The sequence below is a fragment of the Pseudomonas sp. DF5 genome, from assembly GCF_058148225.1.
The window spans coordinates 88,809-105,791 of the sequence record NZ_JBYVYM010000001.1; the positions used below are offsets into that span (position 1 = coordinate 88,809).

The window sequence follows — 16,983 nt, forward strand, 5'->3', positions numbered from 1 at the left end:
CTTTCCTGTCAGACTGAGACGCAATAGACGCAGGATGCAGACATGTCGACGCACAGCCGTTCTTCGCTTTTCTTCGTTTTTTTACTGGGGGCTGTGTTGCTGGCCGCCGGAGGGTTTGGTTATTGGCGGTCGACCGTTAACCGACTGCCCCAAGGGTTGTCTGTCGGCAATGGTCGACTTGAAGCCACTGAAGTGCAGATCGCCAGCAAAACACCCGGTCGATTGGCTGAAGTGCTGGTGGACGAAGGCGACAAGGTCACCCAGGGTCAACTGTTGGCCCGCATGGACACCCGTACCCTCGAAGCCCAGCGCAACCAGGCTGAAGCCGAAGTGATACGCGCCCAGGAAAATCTTTCCGCGGCCCAGGCCAATGTGAAACTGCGCCAGAGCGAGCAACTGCTTGCCCAGCAAGAGCTCAAGCGCTCCCAGGCATTGTTCAATCGCGGTTTCGCCAGCGGCCAGATCATCGACCAACAGCAGTCACGCTTCGACACCGCCAACGCGGCTGTTACTGCGGCCCGCGCACAGGTGTCCGCCGTCGGCGCGGCCATTGGCGCTGCACAGGCGCAAGTGGCTCAGTTAAACAGTGAAATCGACGACAGCAGTTTGCGAGCCCCCATCGACGGGATCATTCAGCTTCGCATGGCCGAACCCGGGGAAGTGCTCGGCGCCGGAGGGCGAGTGTTGCTGCTGATTGACCCGAACGATCAATACATGAACCTCTATCTTGCAGCCTCCGTCGCCGGACGCCTGGCGGTCGGCGATGAAGCGCGGATCCTGCTGGACGCCCTGCCCGACCAGCCACTGCCGGCAAAAATCAGCTTCGTGGCGGCCAAATCGCAGTTCACACCCAAAGAAGTCGAGACCCGCGATGAACGTCAGAAGCTGGTGTTTCGGGTCAAGCTACGCTTGACCCGTCCCAGCGCCGTGCCCCAGGCCAAACCGGGGATGCCCGGCAACGGCTACGTGCGCACTGCTCCCATTGACTGGCCGGCCAATCTTCAATGACCGGCCTGGCACTGCATGCCACTCGCCTTCAGCACCGCTATGGCGAACGGCATGCACTGACCGACATCACGCTCAGTCTGCCCACCGGTACCCGGTGTGGGTTGATTGGCCCGGATGGCGCCGGCAAATCCAGCCTGCTGGGATTGATCGCCGGCGTGAAGACGCTACAGGAGGGCCAACTGGAAGTGCTCGGCGGCTCGATCCAGGACCGGCGCCACCGCAACAGCCTCTACTCGCGCATCGCGTTCATGCCTCAAGGTCTGGGCGGCAACCTGTACCCTGATCTGTCAATCCGCGAGAACATTCACTTCTTCGCCACGCTGTTCGGGCTGTCCGCGGCCGAAAGCGATCAGCGCATGCACAGCCTGCTACAGGCCACCGATCTACTGCGATTTGCCGAGCGCCCGGCCGGCAAGCTGTCGGGCGGAATGAAACAGAAGCTCGGACTCTGTTGCGCACTGATCCATGAGCCGGATTTGTTGATCCTCGATGAGCCGACCACTGGCGTCGACCCTTTGTCCCGACGGCATTTCTGGGAGTTGATCGATGATGTTCGGCGCCAACGCCCGCAACTGACGCTACTGGTCGCCACCGCGTACATGGAAGAGGCCGAACAGTTCGAACACTGCCTGATGCTCGACGGCGGCAAACTGATCGCCGCCGGTTTGAGCCGCGATCTGGCGGCGGTAACCCCCAGCGGCAAGCTCGATGAAGCCTTCACTCACTTTCAGGGTGACACCGGCCACGACAACCAGCCGCTAGTGATCCCTCCCCGAACCAATGCTACGGCCGACATCGCCATCCAAGCCCATGACCTGACCCTGCGCTTCGGCGATTTCACCGCTGTGGATAAAGTCAGCTTCGCCATCGGCCGCGGCGAGATCTTCGGGTTTCTGGGCTCCAACGGTTGCGGCAAAACCACCACCATGAAAGTGCTCACCGGGCTGATCCCGGCCAGCGAAGGCAGTGCCACGTTGCTGGGCAACCCGGTGAACGCCAAGGATCTGGCCACCCGCAAGCGCGTCGGCTTCATGTCTCAGAGCTTCTCGCTCTATGGCGAACTCAGCGTGCGGCAGAACCTGGACCTGCATGCGCGACTGTTCGATCTGCCCCAGGCCGACAGCACTCAGCGCATCGACGAACTGATCCAGCGCTTCAGCCTGGCCAGCGTCGCCGATCAGCCGTCCGGTGCATTGCCGCTGGGTCTGCGTCAGCGGTTATCCCTGGCGGTGGCGGTGCTGCATCGCCCGGAAGTGCTGATCCTCGACGAACCCACCTCCGGCGTCGACCCGGCGGCGCGGGACGATTTCTGGCGACTGCTGATCGAACTGTCCCGTGAACAGGACGTGACGATCTTCCTGTCCACCCATTTCATGAACGAAGCCCAGCGTTGCGACCGCATCTCATTGATGCACGCAGGCAAGGTTTTGGCCTGCGACACCCCGGCAGCACTGCAACAGCAGTTCAACGGCCAGACACTAGAGGCCGCGTTCGTCACCTGCCTGGAACAGGCCCAGAGCCCGGGCGCGACAGAGGCGCCACCAACGCCCATCGACACAACGCTCGCACCCACCCCATCGATGAAAGACCGTCGCTTCAGCTTTGGGCGACTGCGGGCATTGGCGAGCCGTGAAGGCAAGGAACTGCTGCGCGATAGAGTACGCCTGGCCTTCGCGCTGCTCGGGGCGATGCTCATGATGGTGATTTTCGGCTATGGCATTTCCCTGGACGTGGAGAAACTCGCCTTCGCGGTCTACGACCAGGACCAGACCCCGCAAAGCCGGGCTTATCTGGAGGCCTTCCGCGGCTCCCGTTACTTCGACGAACAACCCCCGATAAGCGATCCGGCGCAGTTGCATCGACGACTGCAACGCTCGGAAATCAAACTGGCGCTGGAGATTCCCCCCGGATTCGGTCGGGATCTGTTCGCCGGTCGCCAGCCTACGGTGGCGGCCTGGCTCGACGGCGGTATGCCGTTTCGCGCTGAAACCAGCCGCAACTATGTGGAAGCCGTGCACCAGGCCAACCTGGAGCAATTGGCGGATCAGTCCAGCCCCGCGCCGACCCGGCAAGCGCCCGCCAAACTGGAAACCCGTTTCCGCTACAACCAGGATGTCGTCAGCGTCAATTCGATCGGCCCCGGGGTGATGGCGCTGATCCTGGCGTTTATCCCGGCCATGCTGACTGCGCTGGGCATTGTGCGGGAGAAGGAACTGGGCTCGATCACCAACTTCTACGCCACACCACTGACCCGCCTGGAGTTCCTGTTAGGTAAACAGGTGCCGTATCTGGCCGTCAGTCTGATCAATCTCGCCGTGCTGGCGGCCATGAACCGCTGGCTGTTCGGCGTACCCTTCAAGGGCAGCGCATTGACCCTGGCCTTCGGCGGGCTGCTCTACGTGCTGGCGACCACCAGCATGGGGATGTTGATTTCGGCGTTCACCCGAACCCAGATCGCCGCGATTCTCGGCACCATGATCATCACCAGCCTGCCGACCATCCAGTTTTCCGGTTTGATCGTGCCGCGATCGTCCCTCGATGGTGCGGCCGCGGTCATGGGTATGCTGTTTCCGGCAGGCTATTTTCTCGATATTGCTGTCGGCACCTTTACCAAGGCGCTGGATATCCGGCAGTTGTGGCCACAATGCCTGGCACTGTTCGGGTTCTTTCTCGGGTTCACCGGGCTCAGCCTGGCCATGCTGAAAAAGCAGGAGGCCTGATGCATAAGCTTGCGCACATCCTGCGTCTTGGCCTCAAGGAACTCACCAGCCTGCGACATGACAGTGTGTTGCTGCTGTTCCTGTTCTACGCCTTTACAGTGGCGATCTACATGCCGGCCGCGGGCTCAGTGATCGGTGTGCACAACGCCAGCGTGGCCATGGTCGATGAAGATCACAGCCCCATGTCACGCCAACTGGCCCAGGTTCTGCGGCCGCCGGAATTTCAACCGCCAGTGCCACTGCCTTATGGTCAGCTGGACGAGGTGCTGGACAACGGGCGGTACACCTTCGTGATCAATGTTCCAGCCAATTTTCAGGCCGATCTGCTGGGCGGCCACCAGCCAGCGGTGCAGGTCAACGTTGACGCCACGGCCATGAGCCAGGCGTTCATGGGGGCAGGCTATATCGGGAGGATTTTCCAGCGCGAGCTGCTGACCTACAGTGGTCAGGGCGATGCGGCGAGCCAGACACCCGTGCGGCTGACAACACGAGCGCTGTTCAATACCAATCTGGAGGGTGGCTGGTTCCTGGCGGTGATTCAGATCGTCAACAACATCACGATCCTGGCCATCATCCTGACCGGTACGGCGCTGCTGCGTGAACGCGAACACGGCACCCTCGACCATCTGCTGGTACTGCCGCTGACGGCGCTGGAAATCATGCTGGCGAAAGTCTGGAGCAACATGCTGGTGGTGGTGCTGTGCACCTGGGTGTCGCTGGAAGTCATTGTCAAAGGCGCTCTTGGCGTGCCGCTGGCTGGCTCCATGAGCTTTTTCTTGCTGGTAACGGCGGTTTATCTGTTCGCCAGCACGGCGCTGGGGATATTCCTCGCGACCCTCGCCCGCTCGACACCGCAGTTCGGCTTGTTGGCGATTCCGGTGATTATCCCGATGTTGCTGCTTTCCGGGGGCAGTACGCCCCTCGACAGCATGCCGCAATGGCTGCAATGGGTGATGCAGGGCTCGCCATCGACGCACTTCGTCAGCCTCAGCGCCGCGATACTGTTTCGCGACGCCGGCATCGGTGTGGTCTGGCCGGACTTGCTGGCATTGAGCGCCATCGGCCTGCTGTTCTTTACCATTGCACTGCTGCGGTTTCGCAAGAGCCTGGCGTCCTGAAGGACCGAATCGCCCCCACAGGGTTCTGCGCAGTTCCTGTGGGAGCGGGCTTGCCCGCGATGAGGCCAGCCCAGACAACAAAAGTCTTACTGGATAATGAGGTTGTTGAACAACAGATCCTCAACCACCGGCTTGCCGGTTTCGTCGTTCATCACTTGCTGGGTCTGCTTCAAGGCTTCCTGACGCAGCTTTTCCTTGGCTTCGACGTTGTTCATGGTTTCGGTGGTCTGCTGGGCAAACAAGGCCACCAGCTGATTGCGGATCAGAGGCTCATTAGCCTTCACCGCCTTGGTCGCCTCGTCACCAGTCACCCGCAACGCCACATCGGCCTTGTAGACCTTGAGCTTCGGCGTGCCATCCAACCCATAGTTGCCCACGAACGGCGGGCTCAGGGTGATGTAGTTGACCTTCGGGGCTTCACCTTCTTTGGCTTCTTCGGCCATCGCTGCCACAGGCAGAGACAGGGCCAGCATCAACATGATCCACGCTTTCACAATTCGCTCCTTATCCGGTTTGCGGCCTAGCATAACGACCCGCCGCTCAAGCACAAGCTTATGGCTGACTATCAGGGTCGGGCATGCTCGTTGACCCGTTAACTCACACACCTACACTTATCGGCCATCACTCCCAAAGGAATAGCCCTGATGAAAGCCGTGCTGTGCAAAGCCTTCGGCCCTGCCGAATCGCTGGTGCTGGAAGACGTCGCCAGCCCCGCCCCGAAGAAGAACGAAATCCTGCTGGACGTGCACGCCGCCGGGGTGAATTTCCCGGACACGCTGATCATCGAGGGCAAATACCAGTTCAAACCACCCTTCCCGTTTTCACCGGGTGGCGAAGCCGCTGGCGTGGTCAGCGAGGTGGGCGAAAAGGTCAGCCACCTCAAGGTCGGTGACCGGGTCATGGCCCTGACTGGCTGGGGTAGTTTCGCCGAGCAGGTCGCGGTGCCGGGCTACAACGTGCTGCCGATCCCGCCATCGATGGACTTCAACACTGCCGCCGCCTTCAGCATGACCTACGGCACTTCGATGCACGCCCTCAAGCAACGGGGCAACCTGCAACCCGGCGAAACCTTGCTGGTGCTCGGTGCGTCCGGCGGCGTCGGCCTCGCCGCCGTGGAAATCGGCAAAGCCATGGGCGCCCGGGTGATCGCCGCCGCCAGCAGCGCGGAAAAACTCGCGGTAGCCAAAGCCGCCGGCGCCGATGAGCTGATCAACTACAGCGAAACCAGCCTCAAGGACGAAATCAAACGCCTGACCGACGGCCAGGGCGCCGACGTGATCTACGATCCGGTGGGCGGCGACCTGTTCGATCAGGCCATCCGCGCCATCGCCTGGAACGGCCGTCTATTGGTGGTCGGTTTCGCCAGCGGGCGCATCCCCGAGCTGCCAGTGAACCTGGCACTGCTCAAAGGTGCCGCAGTGGTCGGCGTGTTCTGGGGCTCGTTTGCCCAGCGCCAGCCACAGGACAACACGGCGAACTTCCAGCAGCTGTTCCAGTGGTTCGCCGAAGGCAAGTTGAAGCCGCTGGTGTCGCAGGTGTATCCACTGAGCGATGCGGCGCAGGCGATCAATGATCTTGGCCAGCGCAAGGCAGTCGGGAAGGTGGTCGTGCAGGTTCGCTGATCGTTTTCCAGCCAGGTCGCAGACTGCGACCTGGCTCCGTCATCCCCGTACCGACTCTCATTTATACCTGAGCGACATGTTCATAAAGGAACATGCGATCTCCAACATTTCCGCTGTTTTGCCGATGCGAACCGGTGCTATTTTCGGTAACGAAACTGTAACATTCGCATCCGCAGTCAAAACAAGAAATCTGGAGCTCTTGAATGTTTGCTTTCTTTCGTCCTGCCGCACATCAGGCTCCATTGCCTGAAGAAAAAATAGACAGCACCTACCGACGCCTTCGCTGGCAGATCTTCGCCGGGATTTTCATTGGCTATGCCGGTTACTACCTGCTGCGCAAAAACTTCACCCTGGCATTCCCGGACCTGATCGCCCAAGGCTACACAAAAGGCCAACTGGGTGTGGCGATGTCGGCGATTGCAATCGCCTACGGCCTGTCCAAGTTTCTGATGGGCATCGTGTCCGACCGCTCCAACCCGCGTTACTTCCTGCCCTTTGGCCTGGTGGTGTCCGCCGCGGTGATGTTCGTTTTCGGTTTCGCACCTTGGGCCACCTCCAGCGTGACCATGATGTTCATCCTGCTGTTCATCAACGGCTGGGCGCAAGGCATGGGCTGGCCGCCGAGCGGGCGAACCATGGTGCACTGGTGGTCACAGAAAGAGCGTGGTGGCGTGGTTTCGGTCTGGAACACCGCCCATAACGTTGGTGGTGGCTTGATTGGCCCGCTGGCGATTCTCGGCATGGGCTGGTTCAACGACTGGCACAGCAAGTTCTACGTACCGGCTGCCGTGGCGCTGCTGGTCGCCGTGTTTGCCTTCATTGTGATGCGCGACACACCGCAGTCGACGGGCCTGCCGCCGATCGAAAAGTACAAGAACGATTACCCGGAAGGCTACGACGCCAGTCACGAAGAGGAATTCAGCGCCAAGGACATCTTCGTCAAATACGTGCTGCGCAACAAAATGCTCTGGTTCATCGCACTGGCTAACGTTTTCGTCTACCTGCTGCGCTACGGCATTCTGGACTGGGCGCCGACCTACCTCAAAGAGGTCAAGCACTTCGACTTCGACAAGACGTCGTGGGCTTACTTCCTGTACGAGTGGGCGGGCATTCCCGGCACGCTGCTGTGCGGCTGGATGTCGGACAAGATCTTCCGCGGCAACCGTGGCCTGACCGGCATGGTGTTCATGGCGTTGGTGACCGTTGCGACGATCGTGTATTGGCTGAATCCACCGGGCAATCCGATGATCGACATGATCTCGCTGTTCGCCATCGGCTTCCTGATCTACGGCCCGGTGATGCTGGTCGGCCTGCAGGCGTTGGAACTGGTGCCGAAGAAGGCCGCGGGTACGGCCGCAGGCTTTACCGGCCTGTTCGGTTACTTGGGTGGTTCCGTCGCGGCCAGTGCCATGATGGGCTACACCGTGGACTATTTCGGCTGGAATGGCGGCTTCATTCTGTTGGTCGTTGCTTGCCTGCTGGCAATGGCGTTCCTGGCACCCACCCTGGGCCACAAAAACGCCGCCAGTCAGGGCCGCGAAGCGCTCGCCTGATCTGCCTTTGATTTACAGCGCTTGAGCCGCGCCTCCAGATTCCGGTCTGGCATGGCGTGGCTACGCAGGGCGTGGGCGGTCTGCTCGACATACTCGCGAGTGGTGCCGTAACGCCCGCAAGCGCTTTCGAACACCTGGCTCAGCACATGATCCGGCAAGTTGCCGGCATAGCTGGGCAGGTGCCGCTCCAACACAAATCCCAATGCCTGAACCTGATTACCGTTTTCGAGACGGCAATTGAGCCAATGTGGACGATAAGAAGGGAATGGCATCTCGCGCTGCCAGAGTGCATAAAGCGAAGCGTCGAGTTGTTCTTCGGGCAAGCGATAGGCGAAGCCGCTGCAAGAACCGCCGCGATCCAGGCCAAACACCAACCCAGGCACTTCCGGCGTGCCGCGATGTTCGTGTGACCACAAGTACAAACCGCGATGATACCCATGCACCCGGCCGCGCACTCGCTCAACCGCCGCACATTCAGGCCGCCAGATCAGCGAACCGTAAGCGAACAGCCAGACTGGCCCACCCTTGTGGCGCGCCATGGTGGTCTGCATCGAGGTGAGCAATTGTTCGTGCGTAAGCTGCGGCCCCAGATCGAGCCGCGGAGGGTAAGCCAGATTCAAAAAAGCAGATTCAATGGCGCTCATGGCAATAAAATTTCGGCCCTGCAATTATTACAAAATACAAACAACTTTCACTTCATAGAACATATAGCAGCAATACTAAAACGAAAAGTACTAAGAGCCCTATGACGCTACATCCCCATAAAAAATCCGATGCTTGCGCTGGGGGCTTGGGCATATACCCTAATATCATTTAGGAGAATTCTTAAATACCAGAACGAAATATACATAAGCATCCGGCGCGTCTACGATAAAGCTCACGCAGGAAAATCCCTACAAACCCTTCGGATTTACCACCTGTCCGTTGCAGCTTTACGTCGCGTATAACGGCCATCCAAAGGCGTCAGCCAAACTGCCTCAAAGGCCTGAACAATGAAAAAGCCATGGATTTACGGGTTACTTCTAATGCTCACGGCACAGCACTCGCTGGCCGAGGAGACCTCTGCGAAAGACACCGGCTCCTGGTATTTGCAGGCCAGCATCTATACCAGACACTTCTCCCCCGACTCCGACCACAATAACAATCAGGACCTCATCGGTCTTGAGCGCGAGCAAGCGTCCGGCTGGTTGTTTGGTGGCGCAACTTTTCGCAACTCGTTCAGCCAGCGTTCATATTATGCGTATGCAGGCAAACGCTACGAGAGTGCTGATTATCCCGTGTACATAAAACTCAGCGGTGGTCTGTTGCAAGGTTACAGCGGCAAGTATCAGGACAAGATCCCCCTGAATCACTTCGGGGTCGCGCCGGTGATCATTCCTTCAGTCGGCGCACACTACGGACCATTGGCAGCCGAGCTGGTGTTGCTCGGCTTCAATGCCGTCATGGTGACAACCGGGGTGCGCTTCTAGAACGGTTCGCGCACCTACGATCGCGGGGCGTAGGCAAACACGTCGGCACGCATTTGATGGGCATCCATCCCTGCTTCGACCAACGCATCAAGCGTGCCATAGACCATGGCCGGAGAGCCGCTGGCATAGACGTGCAAGGCTTTCAGATCAGGGAAATCTTCACACACCGCCTCATGCAACATGCCGCAGCGCCCCTGCCAGCCGCATTGATCGCTGACGACTTTATGCAGGAAGAGATTGGGCAACTTCAGCCATTCATCCCAATGTTCGATGTCATAAAAGTCTTCCGGACGACGTACCCCCCAATACAGGTGCACCGGATGCTTGAAGCCCGTGGCACGGCAATGTTCGATCAGGCTGTGGATCTGCCCCATGCCGGTACCGGCAGCAATCAGTACCAAAGGACCGTTCGGCAGTTCCGCCAGATGGGTGTCGCCGAACGGCATTTCGATCCGCACCATCGGGTTGCGCTGGAGCTGTTCGATCAGGCTCAGCGCACTGCTTTCGCGCGCCAGTACATGAATTTCCAGGTCGCGGCCGGAATGCGGTGCAGAGGCCAGGGAGAAAGCGGATTTCTCGCCATTCTCACGCTCGATCATCAGGTACTGGCCGGCGTGATAGCGCGGTGGCTTGCCCGCTGGCGCACGCAGACGCACGCGCCAGGTATCGCCACCGACGTCCCTGCATTCAATGACCTGACACGACACGCTGCGCACCGGCAGTTCTCCCAGCGCGAGCACGCCATCCCACAGCACGATGCAGTCTTCCAGCGGCTCTGCAATGCAAGTGTAGAACTCGCCATGGTCGCGCACATCGCCAGCCTGTTCGACCCGCCCTTCCACCAGCAACGCGCCGCACACATGGCAATTGCCGTTACGACAGCTTTGCGGGCATTCATAGCCCAGGCGACGCGCGCCATCGAGAATCCGCTCGCCGGGCAGAATCTCAAGCACTGCTCCGGAGGGCTGCAAGGTTACACGCATCAATCTATTCCTAACTGATTCCAGATGGCATCGATCCGTTGGGTAACGGCTTCATCCTTGACGATGACCCGGCCCCACTCACGGGTGGTTTCGCCTGGCCATTTATGCGTGGCATCGAGCCCCATCTTCGAACCCAGGCCGGAGACCGGCGAGGCGAAGTCCAGGTAGTCGATCGGCGTGTTATCGATCATCACCGTGTCGCGCTTGGGGTCCATGCGCGTGGTAATGGCCCAGATCACGTCGTTCCAGTCCCGTGCGTTGATATCGTCGTCGGTGACGATAACGAACTTGGTGTACATGAACTGTCGCAAAAACGACCAGACACCGAGCATTACCCGCTTGGCGTGGCCGGGATACGACTTTTTCATGGTCACGATGGCCATGCGGTACGAGCAGCCTTCGGGAGGCAGGTAGAAGTCAGTGATCTCCGGGAATTGCTTCTGCAGGATCGGCACGAACACTTCGTTCAGCGCCACACCGAGAATCGCCGGCTCATCCGGCGGACGGCCGGTGTAGGTGCTGTGGTAGATCGGCTTGATCCGATGGGTGATGCGCTCGACGGTGAACACCGGGAAGCTGTCGACTTCGTTGTAGTAGCCGGTGTGGTCGCCGTACGGACCTTCATCGGCCATTTCGCCCGGATGGATCACGCCTTCGAGGATGATTTCGGCCGTGGCCGGTACTTGCAGGTCGTTGCCGCGGCATTTCACCAGTTCGGTGCGATTGCCCCGCAGCAGACCGGCGAAAGCGTATTCGGAGAGGCTGTCCGGCACCGGCGTCACGGCGCCAAGAATGGTGGCCGGGTCAGCGCCCAGGGCCACGGACACCGGGAACGGCTGGCCGGGGTGTTTTTCGCACCATTCGCGGTAATCCAGCGCGCCGCCACGGTGGCTCAACCAGCGCATGATCACCTTGTTGCGACCGATCACCTGTTGACGGTAGATGCCGAGGTTCTGGCGATCCTTGTTCGGACCTTTGGTGACAGTCAGGCCCCAAGTGATCAGCGGGCCGACATCGCCTGGCCAGCAGGTCTGCACCGGCAACATCGCGAGGTCGACATCGTCGCCTTCGATGACCACTTCCTGGCACACCGCGTCTTTGACGACTTTCGGCGCCATCGAGATGATCTTGCGAAAGATCGGCAGCTTGGACCAGGCGTCCTTCAAACCTTTCGGCGGCTCGGGCTCCTTGAGGAACGCCAGCAACTTGCCGATTTCGCGCAGTTCGCTCACCGACTCGGCGCCCATGCCCATGGCCACCCGTTCGGGGGTGCCGAACAGGTTGCCGAGCACCGGAATGTCGTAGCCGACAGGTTTTTCGAACAGCAGCGCAGGGCCCTTGGCCCGTAGCGTGCGATCACAGACTTCGGTCATCTCCAGCACTGGAGAGACGGGGATCTGGATACGTTTCAACTCTCCGCGCTGCTCAAGCTGCTGCACGAAATCCCGAAGATCCTTGAATTTCATTGATGATGGCACCCCTAAAATAGGCGTACATCCTACCTGCTCTGCCGGCCAAACAGCAGCCTGTCAGTGTGCAGCAGCAATCAATTGTGATTTGCACCCAGCAGCACCGGGGCAAACAACGGGCTCAAGCGGGTACTGCCAGTGTCCGACAGATGATCCTCGTCCTTGTACTGCGAATGACCATTGACCTCGATGCTGCAAATCTGGCCCACACACATCAACGGCGTAGGGTCGATGACATGCACACCTGGGTCGGCGGCACTCATCGAGTCGAACAAGGTATTGAGAAAACGCTGGCGCGCCAGATGCTCTTCGAGCGGTCGACCCAACCCCTCGGCCGTTCGCCCGATCCGGGCCAGGCTGGTCAGTCGGTCAATGGAGCCCTTGCGCTGCAGCGGCACTTCCTTGAACAACCAGACTTGCGCGCCCGCACCCCTTAACGCCGCCACCCGCGCCTTGAGCGCCGTGGCCATGCGTTCCTCGGCCTGAGCCGTGTTGTCATACTGATTTAGCAGCACCTTTTTATCGCCGTCTTCGCGGCCGTAAATGTACAGGTTCCAATTGGATGCCAGCACCACATCCTTGATCTGCAGACTGCGAACCCGCTCCATTGTCTGCTCGTTGAAATCCTTGCAACGCTGGCGCAGGTCATTGCTCAGAACCGGCGGACAGGCACTCATGCTGTAAAGCCATACCGGGCGACCCTCGCGCTTTGCGCTACTTTCGATCGCCGGTAACAGCGCGGCCGCGTGACTGTCGCCCCAGAACATTTGTGTCGCCGGAATCTCTTCGTTACCACCCACCAGACACGCCTTGTCCAGTTCTTTGTCCGAAGTCACCAACATGCATTTCATCTGCCCGGCCCGCCACTCTCGAGACTGCGCATATTCCAGCGCTTTGCCGGTAAGGCGCCCAGGAAAACCATCCGCCGATCGCACCATCGAACCTGTGACAGCCAGCGCGACCATGGCCAGCACCCCCCCCAATAACACAGGCTTGCGTCCGGCAAGCAGGCGCCGCTCACGGAATGGAAGTTCGACAAAACGCCAGCTCAACCAAGCAAGCCCGAGCGCCAATAGCATCCAGCCCGTAGCCTCCAAGGGCTGAATGCCGTCGATCGAAGTGGCATTGGCGTAGACATAGACCGGCCAGTGCCACAAATACAAGGAATAGGAGAGCAAGCCGATCCATACCAGCGCGGGAGCACTCAAAACCTGACCGCTCCATGTAGAACCGTGCCCGCCAGACCAGATCAACGCGGTTGCACCGAGCACAGGCAGCAGTGCCGCCCAGCCTGGGAACACCGTCGCCTTGTCAAAAGTGAAAACTGCCACCAGGACCGCCGTAAATCCGGCCAATCCCACGGCCTGATAAAGCCAGGGCCGCACAGCCTGTTTTGATGCGGGCAAGACCGCGAGCATGGCACCGCACAACAGCTCCCAGGCGCGTGTCGGCAGTGAGAAGAAAGCGACGTCTGGCTTGCGGTCGATATAGGCAATATTGAGCCCGAATGACACCAGCAGCATGGCAAACAGCATCCAGCGCCAATGGCGTACATGGCGTATCAACAACACCATCAACAGCGGAAAGAAGATGTAGTACTGCTCTTCAACGGCCAGGGACCAGGTATGCAGCAGCGGCTTCAATTCCGACGCAGGCTGGAAGTAGCCGTCTTCGCGCATGAACAGAATATTTGAAATGAACAGCGACTGATAACGAACCGTTCTTCCCAACTCGGAGAAGTCCTTGGCCGTCAGCAGCAACCAGCCCAGAGCCAGCGTCGCCAGCAGCACCACACTCAGGGCCGGAATGATCCGTCGTGCACGGCGAGCCCAGAAATCGACGAAGCTGAAACGCTGCGCGCCGATCTCACGGAACAGGATGCTGGTAATCAGGAATCCGGAAATGACAAAGAAAACATCGACCCCGACAAAGCCACCGCTGAAAGTGCTGAAGCCAAAATGAAACAGCACGACCGGAATAACGGCCAGCGCCCGCAATCCGTCAATATCACGGCGATTGCCAAATGTGTGCATAACGTTCCTTGTCGCTCCCGATACAAAGCTGGTCGAAAAGGGACTCACCGGTAGCGCGACGGCCCCATCGAATGGGCGCCAGTTTACAACACGGCAAGTATCAATCCAGATACAAAATACCGGGCACAAAAAAAAGAGCGCCCTTTTCGGGGCGCCCTTTTTTGAAGCGTTGTCCCGTCCTGAATAAGGTTTAACCGTCTTCAGGACCAGACAGAACGTCGTGTTACTTGCGTTTCATCGACAGGAAGAACTCATCGTTGGTCTTGGTCTGTTTCAGCTTGTCGACCAGGAACTCGATGGCAGAGACTTCATCCATCGGGTGCAGCAGTTTGCGCAGGATCCACATACGCTGCAGTTCGTCGTCGGCTGTCAGCAACTCTTCGCGGCGAGTACCGGAGCGGTTGATGTTGATGGCCGGGAACACCCGTTTTTCGGCGATCTTGCGATCCAGAGGCAGTTCCATGTTGCCGGTGCCTTTGAATTCTTCGTAGATCACTTCGTCCATCTTCGAACCGGTTTCAACCAGTGCGGTAGCGATGATGGTCAGCGAGCCGCCTTCTTCGATGTTCCGTGCAGCACCGAAGAAACGTTTCGGTTTCTCCAGGGCGTGGGCATCGACACCACCGGTCAGCACCTTGCCGGAGCTCGGGATCACGGTGTTGTAGGCACGCGCCAGACGGGTGATGGAGTCGAGCAGAATCACCACGTCCTTCTTGTGCTCGACCAGACGCTTGGCCTTCTCGATCACCATTTCAGCAACCTGCACGTGGCGGGTTGGCGGCTCGTCGAACGTCGAGGCAACCACTTCGCCGCGCACGGTGCGCTGCATTTCGGTCACTTCTTCCGGACGCTCGTCGATCAACAGCACGATCAGGTGAACTTCAGGATTGTTACGCGCGATGTTTGCCGCGATGTTCTGCAGCATGATCGTTTTACCGGCTTTCGGCGGAGCAACGATCAGGCCGCGCTGGCCTTTGCCGATCGGGGCGCACAGGTCGATGACACGACCGGTCAAGTCTTCGGTGGAACCGTTGCCGGCTTCCATCTTCATGCGCACAGTCGGGAACAGCGGGGTCAGGTTCTCGAAGAGAATCTTGTTTTTCGCGTTCTCGGGACGATCGAAGTTGATCGTGTCGACCTTGAGCAGCGCGAAATACCGCTCGCCTTCCTTCGGAGGACGGATCTTGCCAACGATGGTGTCACCGGTGCGCAAGTTGAAGCGACGGATCTGGCTCGGTGAGACGTAGATATCGTCCGGGCCGGCGAGATAGGAAGCGTCAGCGGAGCGCAGGAAGCCGAAGCCGTCCTGGAGAATCTCCAGCACGCCATCACCGGAGATTTCCTCGCCGCTTTTAGCGTGCTTTTTGAGCAGGGAGAAAATCACGTCCTGCTTGCGCGAACGGGCCATATTTTCTATGCCCATCTGTTCGGCCAATTCGAGCAGTTCGGTAATCGGCTTTTGCTTGAGTTCAGTCAGATTCATATAGGAATGACGTAATCATTTATGGAGGGGGGGAAATTAAGCTTTTGGCTTAATGAGGCCGCGCCGCAGAGAAGGCGACAGGATCGCGTACTTATTCGAAAAGGAGTGCGTCGGCGACGGCTAGCAGGGGGCAGTGGAGAAACCAGTGCGGGGCCGAATGTACCACCTGAGTTTCGGAGCGTCTAGCCCTCAATAACGAAAAGGCCCCGCATAATGCGGGGCCTTTTCATGACGCTTTATAACAACGCTTAGATGTTGGCGTCGAGGAAAGCGGCCAATTGCGACTTCGACAGCGCGCCGACCTTGGTGGCTTCGACGTTGCCGTTCTTGAACAGCATCAGCGTCGGGATACCACGCACGCCATGCTTGGCCGGGGTTTCCTGGTTCTCGTCGATGTTCAGTTTGGCAACGGTCAGCTTGCCTTTGTAGGTCTCGGCAATTTCGTCCAGGACAGGAGCGATCATTTTGCAAGGGCCGCACCACTCAGCCCAGTAGTCGACCAGTACAGCGCCTTCGGCCTTGAGTACGTCGGCCTCGAAGCTAGCGTCGCTAACGTGTTTGATAAGATCGCTGCTCATGGAAGTCTCCAGGTTGTAAGCAAAAAAACGTGGCCCATCATAGCTGCCCTTCCCCCGTTCAGGAAGCCGCAGATGATTGAGTCTCGCTATGGTGGCCCATGAATTTGGGTATAGCTCAAGTCACGAGGTGGCGGGAGCGACGAAGGCAATCCCGGTGCGCAGGGCGGCGTTGCGCACATGTTCCTGCATGGCCTTCTGTGCGGCGCCGGACGATCGGCGCGCCAGTGCACGGAGGATTTTACGGTGTTCCTGCCAGGTTTCCATGGCCCGTTCGGCCCGGATGAACGGTAGCTTCTGGCTCTCCAGAAAGATGTCGGCGCTGGCTGTCAGGATGCTCAGCATCGCCTGATTGCCACTGGCCAGGAGGATGCGCCGGTGAAACTCGAAGTCCAGTCGCGCCGCTGCATCGAAGTTGGCGGCACGCAGTTCGTTGCGCATGGCGGCGACGTTGTCTTCCAGGGCATCGAGATCCTCGGTGCTCAGGGTCACGGCCGCCAGCCCGGCGGCAAAGCTCTCCAGCGCGTAGCGCAGTTGGAAGATATCCAGCGGCGATGCCTGCGCGGCGAACGGCCAACCCGGCACTGCATCGCTGCGGGGCAGATCGACCGGCGACTGCACGAACACGCCCTTGCCCGGCTGGATGCTGATCACACCCAGCGCACTCAGGGACGATAACGCCTCGCGCAACGACGCCCGACTGACCCCCAATTGCACCGCCAGATCCCGTTGCGAAGGCAACGCATCGCCCGGTCCGAAACCTTGCTCGGTGATCAGTTTGCGGATGGCTTGCAGCGCCACTTCAGGTACTGCGCGGGAGATCGAGTTCATGGTTTCTTCAGACGAACCAGGCCAATGAGCGGCTAGTTGTAAAGCTATTCGCGACGTCCGGCAAGTCGTGCCCCATGGGGGTTCGGGAAAGTTCACGGGTGCGCCATCAGGGTGCGAAA

Annotated in this window: 14 protein-coding genes; 6 read left to right on the forward strand and 8 right to left on the reverse strand. The window is 59.4% G+C overall.

What is annotated here, in order from left to right:
* The first annotated feature begins 42 nt into the window (after window positions 1–42).
* From AC30D7_RS00430 to AC30D7_RS00440, 3 genes are read left to right on the forward strand one after another with little or no spacing between them, the layout of a single operon-like run.
* Entirely contained in the window at window positions 43–1,008 is a 966-nt protein-coding gene (locus AC30D7_RS00430) for an HlyD family secretion protein (RefSeq protein WP_490132631.1), read from the forward strand.
* Window positions 1,005–3,728: a ribosome-associated ATPase/putative transporter RbbA gene (gene rbbA, locus AC30D7_RS00435; protein WP_490132632.1), complete on the forward strand. Its 2,724-nt coding sequence runs from the start codon at window positions 1,005–1,007 to the stop codon at window positions 3,726–3,728. Before AC30D7_RS00430 ends, rbbA begins: the two co-directional genes overlap by 4 nt.
* Window positions 3,728–4,846 carry an ABC transporter permease gene (locus AC30D7_RS00440; RefSeq protein WP_258612824.1) on the forward strand — a complete coding sequence of 373 codons (1,119 nt, stop codon included), beginning with the start codon at window positions 3,728–3,730 and terminating at the stop codon, window positions 4,844–4,846. The genes rbbA and AC30D7_RS00440 overlap by 1 nt, the downstream gene beginning before the upstream one ends.
* A gap of 86 nt (window positions 4,847–4,932) precedes the next feature.
* Here AC30D7_RS00440 and AC30D7_RS00445 read toward each other — a convergent pair whose 3' ends face one another.
* Window positions 4,933–5,340, reverse strand: a complete 408-nt coding sequence (locus AC30D7_RS00445) for a flagellar basal body-associated protein FliL (protein WP_019580533.1) — start codon at window positions 5,338–5,340, stop codon at window positions 4,933–4,935.
* Window positions 5,341–5,490: 150 nt separating this feature from the next.
* On the opposite strand from AC30D7_RS00445, the gene AC30D7_RS00450 reads away from it, so the two are divergent.
* Both AC30D7_RS00450 and glpT read left to right on the forward strand, forming a co-directional pair.
* Window positions 5,491–6,468 (forward strand): NADPH:quinone oxidoreductase family protein, encoded by a 978-nt coding sequence (locus AC30D7_RS00450; RefSeq protein ID WP_490132633.1) that lies wholly within the window; start codon window positions 5,491–5,493, stop codon window positions 6,466–6,468.
* Window positions 6,469–6,671: 203 nt separating this feature from the next.
* Window positions 6,672–8,021 carry a glycerol-3-phosphate transporter gene (gene glpT / locus AC30D7_RS00455; protein WP_490132634.1) on the forward strand — a complete coding sequence of 450 codons (1,350 nt, stop codon included), beginning with the start codon at window positions 6,672–6,674 and terminating at the stop codon, window positions 8,019–8,021.
* Here glpT and AC30D7_RS00460 read toward each other — a convergent pair.
* Window positions 7,997–8,665 carry a gamma-glutamylcyclotransferase gene (locus tag AC30D7_RS00460; protein ID WP_490132635.1) on the reverse strand — a complete coding sequence of 223 codons (669 nt, stop codon included), beginning with the start codon at window positions 8,663–8,665 and terminating at the stop codon, window positions 7,997–7,999. The two genes, glpT and AC30D7_RS00460, sit on opposite strands and share 25 nt — an antisense overlap.
* Window positions 8,666–9,013: 348 nt before the next feature.
* Between AC30D7_RS00460 and AC30D7_RS00465 the strand changes: the two genes are divergently transcribed.
* A complete protein-coding gene (locus AC30D7_RS00465; RefSeq protein WP_490132636.1) occupies window positions 9,014–9,490 on the forward strand; it encodes a sn-glycerol-3-phosphate transporter in 477 nt (158 codons plus the stop codon).
* A 14-nt stretch (window positions 9,491–9,504) separates the two neighbouring features.
* Here AC30D7_RS00465 and AC30D7_RS00470 read toward each other — a convergent pair whose 3' ends face one another.
* From AC30D7_RS00470 to AC30D7_RS00495, 6 genes are all read right to left on the reverse strand, one after another.
* On the reverse strand, window positions 9,505–10,473 hold the full coding sequence (locus tag AC30D7_RS00470) for a CDP-6-deoxy-delta-3,4-glucoseen reductase (RefSeq protein ID WP_490132637.1): 969 nt from the start codon (window positions 10,471–10,473) through the stop codon (window positions 9,505–9,507).
* On the reverse strand, window positions 10,473–11,939 hold the full coding sequence (ubiD, locus tag AC30D7_RS00475) for a 4-hydroxy-3-polyprenylbenzoate decarboxylase (RefSeq protein WP_018927571.1): 1,467 nt from the start codon (window positions 11,937–11,939) through the stop codon (window positions 10,473–10,475). Before ubiD ends, AC30D7_RS00470 begins: the two co-directional genes overlap by 1 nt.
* Window positions 11,940–12,019: 80 nt before the next feature.
* Window positions 12,020–13,975: an acyltransferase family protein gene (locus AC30D7_RS00480; RefSeq protein ID WP_490132832.1), complete on the reverse strand. Its 1,956-nt coding sequence runs from the start codon at window positions 13,973–13,975 to the stop codon at window positions 12,020–12,022.
* Window positions 13,976–14,198: 223 nt separating this feature from the next.
* The gene (gene rho, locus AC30D7_RS00485; protein ID WP_205890497.1) at window positions 14,199–15,458 is read right to left on the reverse strand and encodes a transcription termination factor Rho; all 1,260 of its coding nucleotides are present in this window, start codon (window positions 15,456–15,458) and stop codon (window positions 14,199–14,201) included.
* Window positions 15,459–15,706: 248 nt separating this feature from the next.
* A complete protein-coding gene (gene trxA / locus AC30D7_RS00490; protein WP_003206727.1) occupies window positions 15,707–16,036 on the reverse strand; it encodes a thioredoxin TrxA in 330 nt (109 codons plus the stop codon).
* Between the two features lie 120 nt (window positions 16,037–16,156).
* On the reverse strand, window positions 16,157–16,864 hold the full coding sequence (locus AC30D7_RS00495; protein WP_490132638.1) for a FadR/GntR family transcriptional regulator: 708 nt from the start codon (window positions 16,862–16,864) through the stop codon (window positions 16,157–16,159).
* Window positions 16,865–16,983: the final 119 nt, after the last annotated feature.